This window comes from Quyinboa ferrireducens (genome assembly GCF_042436675.1).
In the GTDB taxonomy this organism is placed as follows: Bacteria; Bacteroidota; Bacteroidia; order Bacteroidales; family UBA5342; genus JBHJHP01.
The window spans coordinates 1-18836 of the sequence record NZ_JBHMVA010000020.1; the positions used below are offsets into that span (position 1 = coordinate 1).

At 39.2% G+C, this 18836-nt stretch carries 8 protein-coding genes; 1 reads left to right on the forward strand and 7 read right to left on the reverse strand.

Translation table 11 applies throughout. From position 1 onward, the window contains the following. The 7 genes from ACE01N_RS18995 to lacZ form a co-directional block, all read right to left on the reverse strand. The coding region (locus ACE01N_RS18995) for a LamG-like jellyroll fold domain-containing protein (RefSeq protein WP_380592379.1) at nt 1-4079 on the reverse strand (4079 nt) is incomplete at its 3' end. Nucleotides 4080-4446: 367 nt separating this feature from the next. Then, nucleotides 4447-5193, reverse strand: coding sequence for a tRNA pseudouridine(38-40) synthase TruA (gene truA / locus ACE01N_RS19000; protein WP_380592381.1), 747 nt, complete (start codon nt 5191-5193; stop codon nt 4447-4449). Nucleotides 5194-5275: 82 nt separating this feature from the next. After that, complete coding sequence (locus tag ACE01N_RS19005; RefSeq protein WP_380592383.1) at nt 5276-7339, reverse strand: glycoside hydrolase family 88 protein; 2064 nt, start codon at nt 7337-7339, stop codon at nt 5276-5278. Between the two features lie 30 nt (nt 7340-7369). Continuing rightward, nucleotides 7370-8521, reverse strand: coding sequence for a glycoside hydrolase family 88/105 protein (locus tag ACE01N_RS19010; protein WP_380592385.1), 1152 nt, complete (start codon nt 8519-8521; stop codon nt 7370-7372). A 21-nt stretch (nt 8522-8542) separates the two neighbouring features. Then, nucleotides 8543-9730 carry a glycoside hydrolase family 43 protein gene (locus tag ACE01N_RS19015; RefSeq protein WP_380592387.1) on the reverse strand — a complete coding sequence of 396 codons (1188 nt, stop codon included), beginning with the start codon at nt 9728-9730 and terminating at the stop codon, nt 8543-8545. Between the two features lie 201 nt (nt 9731-9931). After that, on the reverse strand, nt 9932-14059 hold the full coding sequence (locus ACE01N_RS19020) for a hybrid sensor histidine kinase/response regulator transcription factor (protein WP_380592389.1): 4128 nt from the start codon (nt 14057-14059) through the stop codon (nt 9932-9934). A gap of 199 nt (nt 14060-14258) precedes the next feature. Continuing rightward, on the reverse strand, nt 14259-17387 hold the full coding sequence (gene lacZ / locus ACE01N_RS19025) for a beta-galactosidase, LacZ type (protein WP_380592391.1): 3129 nt from the start codon (nt 17385-17387) through the stop codon (nt 14259-14261). 416 nt (nt 17388-17803) lie between these two features. On the opposite strand from lacZ, the gene ACE01N_RS19030 reads away from it, so the two are divergent. Beyond that, nucleotides 17804-18715: a glycoside hydrolase family 16 protein gene (locus tag ACE01N_RS19030; protein ID WP_380592393.1), complete on the forward strand. Its 912-nt coding sequence runs from the start codon at nt 17804-17806 to the stop codon at nt 18713-18715. Nucleotides 18716-18836: the final 121 nt, after the last annotated feature.

The following is an 18836-nucleotide window of genomic DNA, read 5'->3' on the forward strand; positions in this document are numbered from 1 at the left end:
GCTCCAAGCTGAATAACGGTTACTTCAAAGTTATCATCTGCATTCAGCATTTCCACAATCGGATCATTGTATGGATCAGCTGCTGTGGCTACTACGGTTTTACCCGACTTCTGTACGTAGGCTACTTTTTTAACTCTTGGAATAACGAGAGGCTCACCTGATGCCATTCTCTCTAACTCATTAAAGAAAATTGTTTTTCCTACTTCAGTGAACCCAAAGTAAACAACTTCGGTATTATCATTACCGTTACCCAGATAAGTACGATCTCCTTTTGGCGAATGACCAGCGCCAGGATAGAACTCAACATTCTTTTCCCAACGCATAAATAACGGCTCATTAATTGTTGACGTCATCAACAACTCGCCATTACCGGCATCATCACCTTCTGTGTCCGGAGCAAATATACTGAACATTCCATTCCAGTAATCAATAGTTGTTTCTGTGATACCGTCAAATACCGCATCTGTCGGTTTAACTATTTGTGCCTTCAACACTGTATCAGCATTCGCTGTTATGTTATTAGCAACCTGAGTTGGTGTCCAGAATGCCCTTCCACTATTAGACCTGATACCATACATATTCATACACAGCACCGGTGCAGTAATTTCATCCCATGCATCCTTCGCTGCACCAACTTTATCACTGCCGATATTACGCCCTATGATAACAACATCGTAATCACTTAAAGCAGTTGCATCATCCATAGTAATTACGCCATCACCTCCGTCAGGAATATAAGTCTTAACAAGGTAGTCACCCTGCGCTTTAATAGAATCAATAGCTGCAATATCATATGCAGAGCTAGATTTTGTTACAAAAGCAAGTGTGTACGGTGGTACTGCATATAATTCCCAGTTATCTATGTAACACAACTCATTACTTAGTCCGTAGTTATTGAAATAGATAACAGCTCCACTTGGGATAGTTCCCTGAGTAGTGAATGTGAATGAAATTTCTTCCCACTGATCATTCGTTGTAGATCTTACCTCCATCGGATTTGGATTAAGTATATCTCCTCCAATACCAATCTGGCATTGCCCTGAACCTGCAGCATAAACCATTGCTTTTACAAGATATGTGGTATTTGGTTTTAACAGGCTTGCTGTATTCAGTAAGTCAATAGATCCACCATTATTACCAACAATCATGCCACTGCTGGCACCGCAATAGGCGTCAGGTCCGTACATGATAGATCTGTTTCCCCATCCGCCAAAATTTGAAATCATAGACAATTCCGGATCAGAAACAAGGTTTTCAAGTTCTGTATACGTTGGTGTATAACAATCATTATTTACAACCATAGTATAAATGGTGTAAATGATAGAATCTGTTTTATCAACAGACACAACTTTTACTTCGATTGTATCTACAGCTCCTTCAATTGCTACATCACCTGCACCCGTTACAGCAGCACCGTCTGTCATAGGAACAGCAGCGATATTTACATTTGTTGTTCCATCAGCAACTGAAAGAACCATTGTTGTAACGCCTGCGTACGGATCATAAGTTGGGATTAACTCCCCATCTGCCGACGATAATTCAGCTAAACGTGCATCAGAAGGACTAAGGAATGCATAAGCATTATCCGAGATAGTCTGCGGATCCAGTTCACCATCATAAATATTAAATTCATATATAGATCCCTGCCATGTGGCATCATTCCAGTAACCTTTTCCTAAAAATGCATTGGTAGGATCAATTGTAAATCCATCCGTAATGGCACGCTGATCGTAGCGAACACCATCCCTGTAAAGCAATAGAGAATCAGTGGTCAGTACTGTTACAATAGTATGTAATTTACCATCGTTATGATACACATCATTTCTGAAAATTTCCTGTCCGGAATAGGTTGTACGCATCTCAGTATTCCAATGACCTAAGGAAGTATAGAATGCATTAGCTCCGGCATCACCGCCAAAATAACCTGTCCAGTTCCAACCTGTATTAGCTGTTTCTGATCCCATGAAGTTGTATTCCATTGTAATGGCACTATATGAATTCAGGTCAAGTGCAGCACCATCAAATGATACGTAATCACCGTTTTCATCGAGAACCAGTGCTCCATCTGCTGTAGCAGCATTACCTTCCAATGTTCCGTTTACAGAACCGACTTTATCAATAACAGTATCAGCATCTTCAAATGTATATGAGTGCATTAATACAAATGGTGGTGGAATAACTACTTTTCCACTTAACAAGCCGTCAATCTGAATATTGGCAAAACCAACACGCTTACCAGAATCCAGTTCGGTAATATTTATTTGTAATGCACAACTACCTACACCTGCAGGAAAATTCAATCCTGAAACATCAATATCTATTTGAGTAGGTAAATCTTCAGTGCTATTTGATCTGTTTCCCTGGAAATCTACAGGACCAAATGCTGTTTGTGTTCCATCCGGAGATAACCAGTAAAGATTAAGTTTTCCTCCATTCGTTCCAAAGCGTGCACAATCGAATGAAATATTTGTTGGTTTAAAGGTTAAATCGGCCTTTGGATTAATAACAAATGATACCATATTATCGGCACTTGGATTATCATAATCTTTCGATCCTGATTCAACTCGCGTGAAGGTAGGAAGCACATATTCTCCGTCCGTTCCTCGCCATCCTTCAGTTCCGTTGTAAGAAAAATTACTTCCAACGGTAACTTCCTCAGGATCCCATAATGTTGAATCTGTATATGTTGCTTTCTGATCAGCAGTACCCAAATCGAATACCCAATTTACAGCCGCAGCCTTATCATTTAACACACCTGCTTCTTTAATAACTACACTGTCAACTTCCCATTGAACATAGTTTCCAGCCTGATATTTATAAACAAATGCAAAGTGTACATTATCTCCTTCTGCCACTGAAACATCGACATCCTCTGATTTCGTCCATGTTTCTGCCTCAGCAGTTGTAGGGAAAGTTGTTCCGGATACTTCTGTCCATGTCGCAGTGGATGGATCCCCCAATCCAGCGTAATCAGTTGAATAGTATAATTTCAGATAATTATCAGCATCATCATCAACACCATATTTACGCCATGTTTTAAATGAAATAACCTCATCCATGGTTCCGGTCAGATCAAATGCCGGGGAAATAAGGTAGTCGATCTCTTCATCACCCGAGTTAAAGCCGTTAGCTGCAGCATAACCGCTTGCATAGTACCAATCCTTGGTATCACCGGATACGCTGTAAGCATAAAAGTCGCCAAGATCAGCATCAAAAGTTTGTGTGTAAGGTAAAGCAGCCATTGATGGATCTCTTACAACATAGGTCATTTCTGCCGAAGAAGAAGTTTCACTATCGTTATCCATAGCTCCGACAGTAAAATATACGGTTGCTCCATCCGCCTGTGCAGGTATGGTACCGGTATAGACATCGCCTGAACCTCCATTGCTCATAACCACCTGATTATCGGTTGAACCTGAAGTCAATCCCCAGACTAGTCCAACAGTTGCCACTGTTCCATCATCGGTAACGGTTGCACTCACGGTTACATCATCAGAAGACGTAACAGATACAGGATCAACTGTAACATCAGCAATTACAGGTGCACTCGCTGATAATAACTCAAAAGAAAAATCATCATAATTAACAACCGCTCCTGAATAAGTTCTTACTTCAAAATAAAAACTATCTGCCGTTGCAGGTGCAACTACTGTAGTAGAGTATGAAGCCCATGCACCACCATTATTATCGAGAAAGCTGTTATTAGGACCTCTCAGTTCATCTGCATTATCACCTAACGTGCTACCACCGCTTAACCAATACGCCCAAATCCTGGCATCAGTGCCGTCACCAGCCGTAACCTGGTACCACATAGTAACTTTGTAAGATCTTCCAGGTATTATATCCGATATACCCTGTCCCAGATCACTTCTACCTCCAAGTTGTTTTGCCGAATACGTACCTCCATGTATGCTATCCGCATCGGCTTCCTGAGATACACTCTGAATTGTACCCCAACTGGTTGGTGTATTGACATCGTCCCACGATTCAAAATCACCGTTTAACAAAAGATTTTGCGCACTCATGCCCGTTAAGACAAAAAGACCCAAAACCAATAAAAATGTGTTTAAACGTCTCATAATAAATAGTTTAATTTTAGCATTAAATTAATTGATTTGTATAATATTAAATAATTTGGATTTTCTTCAAATTAGCCAAAACGCCCTGACTAAATTAAAAAGTATTAAACCCATTATCTGGAATTAATTTTCTAAATAAAAACATTGGAATAGCATATGCACAAGCATATCAAGCGTGTAAAGTTTTTCCATACTTAATAAATTTAGTTAGCACTAAGAGTAAAAATTCACTTTTTGTTTTTCACATACAGTCACTAAAAATACAGAAAGGATTTTAAAATTCAATAAGAAAATGTAAAAAGTTATAAAAATACCGTAAGATTACTACCCAATAATTTCCGGTTTTGTGAGTTTTTCATCGATAAAATTATTCAGATTCATATTTTATTTCAGACAAATACAATCCCTGAGGATATGCCTGATTCATAAATTTAAACCGTTCTCCGGTATTAAGGTGGTGTTCTAACTCAGCAACTGTCATTCTGCCTGATCCTATTTCAATAAGTTTACCCACAATTATCCTGATCATACCCCGCAGAAAGTGATCAGCAGAAATCCGGAATACGTATGCGTTCAGCCCCGGATCTTCAGTAAACGATGCACTGTAAATTGTACATACAGTATTAGAATGTTTTGCCGGAGTGATACAAAAAGCTTTAAAATTCAACATCCCGGTTAAAAGCTTAACTGCCTTTCGGACTTCACTAACATTGAAATTTTCGAGCGGATAATACGCGCTCAGTTCACTTAAAAAAGGATTTTTAGCCGTATGAATTTTATAGGTGTATGTTCTTTGAATGGCACTGAACTGTGCATGTAAATTCCTTTCCGCTTCAAATATTTTATGGACTGAAATATCTTCAGGCAATTCTTTATTGATCACAAACAAAAAATCAGGTTGTAATTCTTCATTAAAATCAAGGTGAAAATAATACTGCGACGCATGAACTCCCGCATCTGTCCTCCCACAACCTGCAATATACACTTCCTGTTTAAGTACATTTGACAATGCCATCTCTATTGTCTCCTGTACACTTTGCACTCCATGCTGCTTTTGCCAACCATGGAAAGCAGTACCTTTAAAACTGATTTTAAAAAAATAACGCCGTTTCAATTATACCTGTTAAAATCCATAAATACAAAACCCTCCGGATAAGCCAGAGGGTTAAAAGTAATACAAATCGTATAATTACTTATCACTTTATCAAAAGTCTTGCACTGGATTTACGATTGAGTTGTACAGTATAAATACCAGGCTGCAGTTTTATATTCTGAACACAAAGCCTGTCTTCTTCCTGTTTAACATTCTTTTCAAGCAGCACCAGTTTGCCGGCTACATCAAATACTTCAAGGTAATTATTCTGCGTTTTATACCGGGATTCAATATAAAACTGTGATCCCACCAAAGGATTCGGATAGAGTTTAACGCCTGAAGCATGAAACTCAGACATGTCAATACCGGAAATTAAATCGGAATAATTAATCTTTACTTCCGTAAGGCTGTTCCATAAATTGCTGCTGTTGCCAAAACCATGATATTTAACGTATCTTGCGTCAACATCTTCAAAATCAAAATTTTCAAATTCATAATCCGGGGTCATGCCGTTGGATTCACCATTAAAAACTTCTGTAAAATTTATACCATCAGAAGACACCTCAATGGCAAAAAAAGTTTTACGAATATTCCCATTATAGAATGCAATGTCAACTGATTCAATATTTTTCAATTCTCCCAAATCATATATAATCCATTCATCGGTCCCTTCTGATGACCAACGTGTACTAAAATTGAAATCCAGAGTGTTTTCTGGCACATTACTTGTATTTGGCTGATAATTGCTGTAATCCACTATTTTCACCTCACCGCTATATACGAAATTAAGAAATTCGCCTACTTCCAGAGTGTTGTGATCTGCACTCAAAACATCCTCTACAAACAGGGTATAGCTTCCCGGCTCCAATCCTATGACATTAAGTATTACACTGCTATCATTATCTCCGGCAGTAATATTATTTATCTGAATATCTCCTGTAACTGAATAATTTTCAGGATCTATGGCACTAACCACATCCACACTTTTGTTAAAGAACACCTGTATTTCTGAATTATCCACAACCACGAGGGAATCGAGATAAAATTCAGAAGGTTGTGGCATCACCCCCTCGGCTAATTTTGCTACTTCAGTTCCTGCCATCAGAAAAGCACCCACACCAAAATCAGCAGTTGAATTATAAGTTACGGGCTGGGATGATGAAGGCTGGGATCCGACGCCCTGAATATAGCCAACGTAACCATCATCGTGTAGAGCAACTGTTATTAATCCCTCCCAGGCTTTTTGAACCACAGGGTAGTAAATCGCACTATCCAGAATTCCGGCATTGATGCCCCATGCCAGACCATAGGTAAAAAAACAGGTGCCGCTGGTCTCGGGTCCGCCAAAATCATCCGGATCATCCAGACTGGGATTCCATAAACCATCATCCCGTTGCCTCAACACTAAAGCCTGAGCCATTTCTGTAAACGTTTCCAGATATTCATCCCTGTGATTTTCATCAGAAGGTAAAAGTTGTAATATCCTGGCATGAGCTGCAAATACCCAACCGTTTCCCCGCGACCAGTAAATATCCTCACCATTGGGTGTCAATTTCTGATCCGGCAAAAATGATTCATCCCGATACCATAGCCCTTCACTGGAATTATAAAGATTCCTGGTCACTTTTGTATTTGTATAAAGCTTATACATTTGCTCAAAATATGCTGTATCATTATGCAGGTTTCCAAGTTTTGCAAAACCCGGCATTGCCATATACAAGGCATCAATCCACCACCATGAATCATATATATCTCTGTTGACCATACGTGTCATAGCAGCATCAATTGCTTCTATTTTACTCTCATCTGTCGAACCATCAATATTATATAATTCAATATAAGACTGACCGGCACACTGCTGATCAGCATTTACGGTAGTTGTACCGCCACTTAGCTGCCAGTTATGATTATTTGCCCAGGTTAAAGCATAATCCAGATAATCGTGTTTTGGGTAGAGCTTATAAAAATCCAGATCTCCGGTAAAATAAACTGAATTTGCCCATTCGCGGTCGCCCGGATCCTTATGAGTTGACATCCAGTTATTATTAACTTTTTTAAGAACGGAGATAACTTCAGACTTTTCCGGCAGTTTATTCTGGGCAGAAAACTGTAACGGTAATGCGAAGAATAATACTAATAAAACAGCAATAAATTTTATATGAGTCATTTCAAAAGATACTTTTTACAAAATTCGGTGTCACTTATTATTCACAAACCGGTAAACTTCAGATGCGGCCAGCAAAACAGCTCCAACACCAAAATTAGATGTTGAATTTTCATTGACAATCTGTCCTGGAATTGCACGTTCTCCGATGGGTTGAACGTATCCAACACGTCCGTTTTCGTCAATGGCTGTGGTTGTTAAATATTTCCATGCATTTAATGCGGCAGGCAGATAATCATCATCAGACAGAATTCCATGATTCATACCCCAAAACAAGGCAAACGTATAAAAGGCAGTCCCGCTTGTTTCAGGTCCCGGTGCATGTTCCGAATCAAGAATACTCCTTGTCCAGTAACCCTCCGGTTGCTGAGCTGCAATAAGCGTTGCTGCCATACGTTTATAAATCTTGATGAACTCAGTCTTGTGCACATAAGCATCCGGCATATCCTGAATTATTTTGGCAAGACCCGCAAACACCCAGCCATCACCCCTCGCCCAGAAATCCTTTTTGCCGTTTAGTGATTTATGTCTGGGATATACATATTTGGCATCCCGGTAAAACAATCCTGTTTCATCATCGTACATAATGCTTTGCGCATATTTAAAGTATTCATAAAGCTTGTCCAGGTACTGTTCATTTCCTGTAACATTATAAAGTTTTGTCATTACAGGCATTACCATATATAAGCCATCAGCCCACCACCAGTAATCGTTTCTGTCAGTACTCATTTCGTATTCCATCACTTCCCGTGCCCTGGCAATTTTTGATGAATCTTTTGGTTCCGTTAAGTTAAAAAGATCAATATAAGTCTGAAAACAAATCTGCCAATCCCCGAACAAAACATGATCATTTGTTTCACCATAGTGGTATTTCCATGCAGCCTTATCATCAGATGTTGCACCTTTCCAGTCATTTTTCACTGCCCAGGCCTCGGAATAATCCAGATACCTGTCGATTCCCGTGATCTCATATGCTGCTATATTTCCCGTATGATATGCTGCGTTGTCCCAAAATGCCCTGCCATGTTCAGGATGTTGTTTTTGCCAGTTGTCGTTAACTTTAATAATTACTGTTTTAACCTCCTCTTTCGAAGGCAAATCAAACTCTTCACTTTTACAAGACAATACTAATCCTGAAAACAATAACAAAATAGTAATCCTTTTTACAGTCAGCCAATTCATCATCAATCTATTTCCCGTTTATATTTATTTCTGTTGATCAAAAAAGGTCAGGTCCCATTTATCATACCACTTCAAAACCGGCTTGCCATTTTCAAATTCAAGCGGCAACCAAATATATCTCCCATCTACCGGATTTCTTGGCCTCCAGCGGTCCGCCATAAAAATATACGCATCTTCTTTACCCGGAACTGGTAAAACAAAGGTACTTTGAGAGTGAAATGTAAGATCTGAGTCTTCACCCACACAAGGATTTCCAAGTGCCTGCCAGGGTCCCCAAATTGATTCTGCAACAGCCGAACGGGCTGCATTCGGGTCCCATCCGGTACAACCTGATGTGATCATATAATATTTCCCCTGATGTTTGAAAATTGCCGGAGCCTCATTATGCCCCATGGGAAAAACCCGCGTCCATTTACCTGTAAAACCTGTATAGTCAGGTGTTAGTTCGGCAATATGCAAAGTCAGATTTTCCTCTGATGCATGAATGTGATATGCTTTTCCGTCATCATCTACAAATAAGGTCATATCACGAGCCATTTGTCCGGATTCAAAATCACGTGAAACCATCAATCCATTCTTAGCAGCTTCAGTCCAATCCGGAGTCCACCATTCCAGATCGCTTCTATATGTTGCATTTTTCTGTTCATCCGTAAATTCAATGGGCCAAATTCCGGGATTTACACGGTATGATCTGACATACGTATATGGCCCCGTAACCTTATCACTTGTGGCTACAGCAGTTCGTGCTGCGGAATAGCCCTTACCTTTTAATTCGAGATGAAACCACATAACAAACTTTTTTGTGGATGCATTGTAAATCACCTTTGGACGCTCCATTACACTTCCCGGCTCAATATCATGACCGGGTTCATCAACTGTTGCCAGTGCAATACCCTCGTTCCTCCAGTTATACAGATCATCTGACGAATAACATCTTATACCCTGCAGTGAAGTATTTCCCCTTCGTCCCTGTGTTTTGTGTTCACCAAACCAATAATAGCGGTTATCATAAACCAGAACACCTCCACCATGAGCATTAATGTGAACACTATCCGTATCGAACCATAACTCTCCGGGTTGAAATTCATGATTAGAACCTGTAACTTTTCCATTTGCTGATTTCAGATTACATGAACTTAACGCCATTGTGGCAACTGAAATCGCGAAAAACACATATCTGGTATATTTTTTAAACATTCGGGTTAATTTCATAGTATTTCCTGTTATATTAGTGATCCATAATTGATAACCGGCACAAAGCAACATGACTGATTCAGCCGTACTTAACCAGTACCAAAAATAAACCTATAAAAATAAATGCTATATCAAAAACACAACATACACTATCACAAAATTGATAAAACAATATATCAATCCATGAATAATATTAATAATTAGGGAACCGGCTAAAAATTAAACATCACCCCCTTTTTCTATATACTCTTTTGGTGTGCATCCATAATACTCCCTGAAGCAGCGGGTAAAATACGAAGGACTTGAAAAGCCAACCATGTATATAATTTCGGAGATAGATCTTTTGTTTTGCAACAGCATTTTAGCTGCGGCTTTAAGCCTTTGGTTACGGATAAATTCTTTGGCGGTTTGTCCGGTTAAAGCTTTAATTTTCCGGTAAACCTTATTAGGACTGACACCGATCACCATACTGAATTTTTCAACATCGAATGAGGTATCATCAATATTATCATTGACAGCCTCAACGGCCTCTTTAAGAAATTTGTCATCCAATGAAGTCAGCTCAATCTCTTCAGGTTCAAGAAGTTGATCAGCTTTTATTTTATCCCTTATCCGTTGTCTGTTTTCCAGAATATTCTGAATCTTTAGCCTCAGAGAAATCAGATTAAAAGGTTTATGTATATAATCAACAGCCCCCAGTTTCAATCCAAGTATTTCATCCTCCCGCATTGTTTTGGCAGTTAAAAATACTACAGGAATATGCGAAGTTGTAAAATCCTTGCGCAAAGCCTTCATCATCTCAATTCCGTCCAATTCCGGCATCATGATGTCAGAAATAATTAAATCCGGCTCATTCTTCTTTGCCGAATCAAAGCCTTCCCTTCCGTTATAAACGCCAATAACCTCAAACTCATCTTCCAGCCCGGAAACAATAAACTCATTCAGTTCCCCGTCGTCTTCTACAACCAAAACTTTCGGTTTTGTAAAAGATGTATGACTTATATTATCGGTAACTTCTTCCTGTTCAACTTCTTCCGCAGACACCTCAGAGATTCCCAAATCATTTGATTGCATATCTTCGACGCCATGAGAAACAGGGAGAATAACTCTGAAACAACTTCCCTTTCCCGGCTCACTATCCAGTTCAATATTTCCTCCATGTAATTCAACAAAAGCTTTAGATAAAAACAGGCCTATACCACCCGTACTTTGCGTCTGTTTACTGTTTGCCTGAAAGAATTTCTCAAAGACTTTTTCCTGGTATTTCTGTTCAATTCCAATGCCTGTATCCTCCACCTCCAATATCAGAGATTTTTCTGAAACGGATGTTTCTTCCACAAAAACCCTCAGTGTTATAATGCCTCCATCCTCAGAGTATTTAAATGCATTAGAAACAAGGTTGTAAAGTACTTTTTCAAATTTATCAATATCAACTTCAGCATAAATGACCGAACCAGGAACCTCAAGCTTAAGATTAATATTTTTGGAATCAGCCATACTTTTAAATGACTCGAACAGATCGTTAATAATCTCGTTCACATTCGTCTTCTGAAAATATACTTCCATTTTCTCCTGTTCAACCTTTCTGAATTCCATCAGCTGATTGACAAGTCTCAATAATCTTTGTGCATTGCGCTGAATCAAAGTAGCCTGTTTTATAGCATTAGGTGGCAGTTCAGTATTCTTAGCAAGCTCTTCGGCAGGTCCCTGAATAAGCGTTAAAGGGGTACGGAATTCGTGTGTAATATTTGTAAAGAACCTAGACTTTACCTCATTTAGCTCATGCTCCTTTTCAAACTGCAAATGTTCAAGCATAATTTTGCCTTTCTGCCTTACTTCAATGATGGAATATTGTTTAAAGAAATAGAGCAGCCCTATCAACAACAACCCGAAAACAATATATGCAAAAGTTGTATTCCACCATGGTGAAGCAACAATCACCTTTAATTCAGCCGGTTCACTGCTCTCAATACCATCGCTGTTTGTTGCCCTGACCTTAAATGTATATTCTCCCGGACTTATATTGGTATAGGTTGCAGAGTTCCTTGTTCCTGCATCGTTCCACATTTCATCAAAACCTTCCAGGATATACGAATATGTATTCTTTTTGGGGCTTTTAAAATCCATTGCAGAAAACTCCACCCTTAAAATTTTATCCTTATAGGAAAGGTCTAAGGTTTTAACAAAAGGTATCGTTTGATCCACACCATATTTTTCTGCTGTTTCTTTATTTTCCAGATCGTTGTTGAACACAAATATATTTGTAAACTCAACCTGGGGTGGCACTGAAGAAGGCAGGATACTATCCGTTTTCATGGTCATAAAACCATTTGCACCACCATATATCAGTTCTCCTGAATTGTTTTTTATACATGTATTCCGGTTAATAATTATCCTTTGATAATCCTTCGAAAAATAACCTTTAACAAAGGTATCCTTTAGAATATTAAGCTTAATAACGCCCTGATACAATCCCAGCCAAAGGTTTCCTTCATCATCTTCCTCGATATTCGAGATAATTTCATCATCCAGATGATTTACGTTTGGATATCCTTTGAAGTAGATATTTCTTTTACCGTTTCCTGCAACATGTTCCACCTTCTTATTCAGCCCTGAATTTGTTCCTATCCATAGATTATCAAAGGAATCTTCAAACAGTACATTAATAACGTTATCGTTTATTGACCCTGTATCACTGAATGAATAATGATATTTTTCTATAAATCCGGTTTCAGGATCTAATCTGTTTAAACCATTCTGAGTTCCAATCCACACAATGCCGTCCTTATCTTCAAGAACTGCCCTGACATTATTATCTGACAAGGAATTACTATAGCTCCCACTGGTCCAGATAACCGTCTCTTTTTTCTTGTTCGAATACAAAAGTTTAGCCATCCCACTTTGAGCAGTTCCAACCCACAGCACGCCCGGATACTTTCTGGAAGCAACCACATTTCCAATTTTATTGCCAGGTAAACGCGGTGTTGTTGAAGAATTTAAAAAGATAAAACGGGGGCTTTTATTCAGCAAGGCACTTTTACCCGGATACAATATTAATCCTGCATCGTCAGTTCCAACCCATATTCCCTGCTCATCCTGAGCTATATCAAGTATTGAAGATGAACCGAAGAACATGTTTCTGAATGAATACACAGGTCTGCTTATGCTTTTATACATAACATATCTGTCTGATACAAAATCATAAACCTGCAAGTCATTGGAAGTACCCACTAATAATTTTCCATCAACATCCATTAAAGTACGAACAGTGTTCTCTTGGACATTACCGTTAACCAGCCTGGAGGTTTTATACCGCGTAAAACCATTCTTTATTATACTGGCTCTGTCTATATTCGCCGCACCTACCCATAAAATACCGGAGCGATCAACAAATAAAGCCGTTATATTATTTCCTGAGATGCTGAATGAGTTGGCAGGATCATGTTTAAATGAATGGAATAAGGCTTTATCCGGTGTCTTTCCCTGCTCCCCACGTTCAAGAAGATATAAGCCATCAGACCATGTGCCTGCCCATAAATTTCCATAATTATCGTAATAAAGCTGATATATTACGTTAGCCGAAAGTGATCTGTTTCCCGAATAACTATTGTAAGCATAAAATTTAATGCTGTCCTGGTTTTCATTGTAAACCATTTTATTCAGACCACCTCCCCATGTGCCGATCCATAAATTATGATCTTCCGACTCCACAATCTGAGTAACTGTATTATTGTTTAAGGAATTTGGATTATTCCTTTCTGGCAAAAAACGAACATAACTTTTGCTGGAACGATCAAAATTGAGCAATCCCTGATAAGTGGCAATCCAGAAAATATGCCGTGAATCTTCATAAATATCACTAATTACATCTGCCCCGAGAAAATGCTCCTTTCCACCTGTCTCTGGATCAAGCAGATATAAACCGCCCCCATTGGTTCCAACCCATATTTTTTTATCCTCATCCTGATACAAAGCCAAAATCCGATACTGAAAAGAATAACGTTTCATCGAATTATACTGCGGATTATAACAGTTTAACCCCGAGGTTGTCCCAATCCAGATATTCCCAACGTGATCCTCCAGTAGTGCAGTTACCTCACGGTTGCTTATTGTGGTTGAGTCGTGATATTTTGGTTTAAAAATCTCCGTTTCATATCCGTCATATCTGTTTAGACCATTCCATGTCCCAAACCAGATAAACCCCTTTTTATCCTGAAGAATTACATTGGCCCGGCTGCTCGTAAACCCGTCATCAATAGTCAGCTTATTAAAATCAAGTATTTTCTGAGCAAAAGAACCTGTAAAATAAAATGATACAATAACCAAGGCAGATATCAGTCGTTGCATTTTAAGTTGTTTAATTTTAGATCAGTTAAATAGCAGGAGTTAGACCAAATTCAATATTTTCTACGTATCCCTACCGGACAAATTTACACAAATCATTTTTGATTGCAAGAAGCTGTTGGAACACAATTGGTTTTACTCAAATAAAAAAGGTGCACCAGTTCAAAAAACCAGTACACCTCATTTAAAATTCTTCGATATCCTATCTCGCCTGACTTAGAATATAACTGTAAGAATACGTATTATTCTGCAGCCTGTATTGATCATGTGGCAAACGTCCCCAACTGTCATCACCACCTACACCACGCTGTGCAAGATCTACGTATAGGTAGATTTCTTTATGCGGCTTAATATCTGTTGTGTGACGCTGTGCTTTCCATCTTCCCGGATCAAAATCTTCAACAGGATTATGCAAAGCAGTAACACTCAATGGCTGAATACCCTTTACGACAATACCATCACCAAAATTATCTGTCAGCGACAACCATCTCACATCAGTTTTATTGCCGTTTTCCTGTGGCCGGATGTATGCAAAATACTGATCCTGAACCTTACTCGTATATTCTCCCAGATGCGATGAATAATTACGGTCGGCATAGTTTTCCCATGGTCCGCGTCCATAATATACATAATCCTCAAAACCCGGAGAAACAACCATTGCCATTCCAAACCGAGGCATTTCAGGCAATTCCGCATCAGTTTTATATGACACATCTACTTTTACTTCTCCTGCGCTATTAATGGTGTAATCCACGGAATAATCAGCATCTACATCCTTAAGATCATACGCGGTTTTTACAGTTACAACGTCATTACCTTCTTCAACCGAGAAATTTTTGAGCATCGCTTCTTTACCGGCCTTCTTCCATACAGCCAGTTTCTCAGGCATATGATTACCAAAGTCATTATCCACCGGAGCGCGCCAGAAGTTAGGACGTGGAGCAGCAGCAATCAGTTCCTTTCCATGTGAAACAAAGCCGATCATTTCACCGGTTTCTTTATTAAAGGTGACCACAAAATTATCTCCCGAAACAATAACCTTACCATTCTCATCTTTCATTGCCGGTTTTCCTGAAGCGGCCTCGTAGTTCACAGCTTTAAACCACGCATCCTTATTGAGTTCAAACTGATCGTCAGCAAGTTCGAATCCCGCCGGAATCATTTCCGAAGCATCTTTCGTGAAAGCGTACAAGTTTAATGCATATTCTTTTCCTGCTTCAGGTTTAATTCCGGGCAGGTTCAGAGTTATTTGTTGAGTTGTTTCAGGATCAGCATCCACATTAAATTTATCGCTGGCAATTTCTTTTCCGTTTTCCAGCAACACCCATTTAAAGTTGAATTTATTTAACGATGTATAATTGTACTCGTTTTTAACTTTAAGAACTCCCTCAAGCGGTTTCACCGGAATGAACTTAATGTTCTGATAAACTTTCTTCACGTCGTTCAATCCCGGATGCGGTGTTCTGTCAGGATTTACAACACCATTCAGACAAAAGTTCTGATCGTTATGCAGATGGCCGCTTAGGAGATCACCACCGTAACCCCAGAATTTTTCGCCGTCATCATTTTGAGTCAGTAAGCCCTGATCAACCCAGTCCCAGATAAAACCACCCTGCATATTTGGCGAATTGTTAATAATATCCCAGTATTCCTTAAAATTACCGGTACTGTTCCCCATGGCATGGGCATATTCACACATAATAAAGGGACGGTGAACAGATGGGCGGTCCGCATATTCCTTCATATTCCTGATTGAAGGATACATCGGGCTAACGATGTCTGTATTTTTATTTTGTCCTGCCTGTTCAAACTGAACCAAACGGGTATTATCACGACCCTTTATCCAGTCATATGCTTTATAAAACACCGGTCCGTTACCACATTCATTTCCCATACTCCAGATGATTACCGAAGGATGGTTTTTATCGCGTTCAACCAGACGTTTGATTCTGTCCATGTGGGCTGCTTCCCACTCCGGTAAATATGCGGGATGTTTGCTTTTATCAAACCATGACTGGAATTCTGCTCCCATTGCATGCGTTTCAATATTGGCTTCATCTACCACATACATTCCATATTTATCGCACAAGGCATAAAGTTCGGGGGAATGCGGATAGTGACTTGTACGAATGGCATTGATATTATGACGCTTCATCTGCTTCAGGTCCTTCATTATCGTTTCAGGTGTTACATAATGGCCGGTCACATCGTTGTGCTCATGAAGGTTTACTCCTTTCACTACAATGTATTTACCGTTAACCCTCAACTGACCGTCTATCAGTTCCACTTTTCTGAATCCCGTTTTCGTGCTGGTCGATTCTATTATATTCTTTTTTGAATCAAGAAGTGTAAGAACCACCGTATACAAATCTGGTGTTTCTGCACTCCAGAGTTTAGGATCCTTTATTTTTCCGTCAATATTCACAACGGATTCACCGGATGCAGGAATTTCAACACCTTTTGCTTTCCCCAGAACCCGGTTGCCATTTGCATCAAATAAAGTAAATGCCACAATACCCTTTAAATCTTCCTTGCCAAAATTCTTTAAGGTAATATCAGTACTTATCTCACCATCCCGGTATTTATCGTCGAGATCGGGTTTTACAAAAAAGTCCTGTATCCTGGCCTGAGCTGTAGAATACAAAAAAACGTCCCTGTCAATACCACTCAAACGCCAGAAATCCTGATCTTCAAGGTAACTACCGTCTGTCCACCGGTACACTTCAACCGCAAGCTGATTATCACCTTTTTTTACATACTTGGTAATATCAAATTCAACAGGTGATTTAGTCACCTGGCTGTAACCTACTTTTTCTCCATTGACCCAAACATACATCCCGGATGTTCCTGCTTTAAAATGCAAATACACCCGTCTTCCGTCCCAATTAGAAGGAACGGTAAAATTCCGTTTGTATGATCCTACCGGATTGTCCCCGTGTGGAATATGGGGTGGTCTCTTCGGAAAAGGATAGGTAATATTGGTATAAATCGGAATACCATAACCTTTCAGTTCCCAGTTGGAAGGAACCTGAATATCATCCCAGCACGATACGTCGTAATCCGTTTTATAAAAATCGGCTGGACGTTGCGATGGGTTCGGGGCCCAGTTGAATTTCCAGGTGCCACTCAATAACTGGTAGTAAGGAGACGCACTATAATTATCGTCCAGTGCCATCTCTTCTGTCGGATAGGTCATTGAAGTTGCTCTCGGCACCTCTTTATTTATTCCAAAAATCTGTGGATTTTCCCAGTCGGGACTCTTAGCAGATGATGAAACTGCAATAAACAATCCGCAAAACAGCAGCAGAAAGGTCATTGGTTTTTTAATCATATTATTCTTTTTTTAGTGTTTTATTTCTATTAGCATGCATAAGCAACTTTCTCAGGCTGAAATCAGTTCCGGAAAAGTTGAATCACACTTATTCATGTTGCGAAAATAATGAAACACCTCTGACATATGAGAAAATAATTTGATTTTTTATGTAACTATTTCAATAATCACATTAGGGTTTGGTATTCTGATTAACAGGATTAACCTTTCCGCGTCTTAAAATACATATTACATAATTGCCAAAGAAAGCCTTATGAAAAGATGCAGTTGCTACTGATTAAAAGATCGGTTTGGGATCTTTGCTATCATTTTTAAAGTTTATGCTATTTTATAACACTTAAAACAACGAAATTTGTTTTGAAGGAGCACCACAAAGCATTAAGTAATCATACGTTTAATTTAAAATGATACAAAATATGAAAGATACGATACCGGCAAAACCGATCTTACCCTTTTTTATTTCCGTGACATTATTCCTTTTTGTATTTATAGTAAAATCAAAAACTCAGGTTAACGGTAATATCCAACCCACAAGTCAGGCACCTGAAACAATGTTTGACATGCAATTGGTCTGGCATGATGAGTTTAGTGAAGATGGCCGGCCTAATCCCGAGAACTGGACCTATGAATATGGATTTGTCAGGAATAACGAATTACAGTGGTATCAACCCGAAAATGCCGTTTGCAAAGACGGCGTCCTGTTAATAACGGGGAAAAAAGATTCTATTCCAAATACGCAGTATAATGCAAATTCCAGAGATTGGCGTAAACAGAGGCCGTATGCAGAATTCAGTTCATCCTGTCTTATTTCAAGAGGGTTGCAGGAATGGAGCAGTTACGGATATTTTGAGATCAGGGCTAAGATAGATACAGCTAAAGGATCATGGCCAGCTATCTGGACCCTTGGTAAAGAAAAGCACTGGCCCGAATGTGGTGAGATAGATATTATGGAGTTTTACCGAGTGAATAACCAGCCAACAATACTGGCCAATGCAGCATGGGGCGGAGAAAACGGCCGAGGTGTAAGCTGGGATTCACAACGTTTACCTTTGTCTCATTTTACAGCTCAGGATCCTGATTGGGTAAATAAATTTCATGTTTGGGGAATGAAATGGGATCAGGAAGTTATAAAACTTTACCTGGATAATGAATTGCTCAATGAAATTCCACTGGATAAAACAAGAAACAATGATGGCTTTAATCCTTTCAGAGAAGGTAATACTCATTATATTCTGCTGAACCTGGCTATTGGTTCAAATGGAGGGGAACCAAATGCGGACCTCTTTCCGATTACCTTTAAAGTAGATTATGTAAGGGTTTATCAGTAAGCCGTAAAACATAAAAAGCAGACATTTTACAGCATCAATAACCTTCAGAACAGTATAATTCGTTAGAAATAACAAAGGCCATCCTTCCGGACGGCCTTTGACATATATCGATGAACTATAG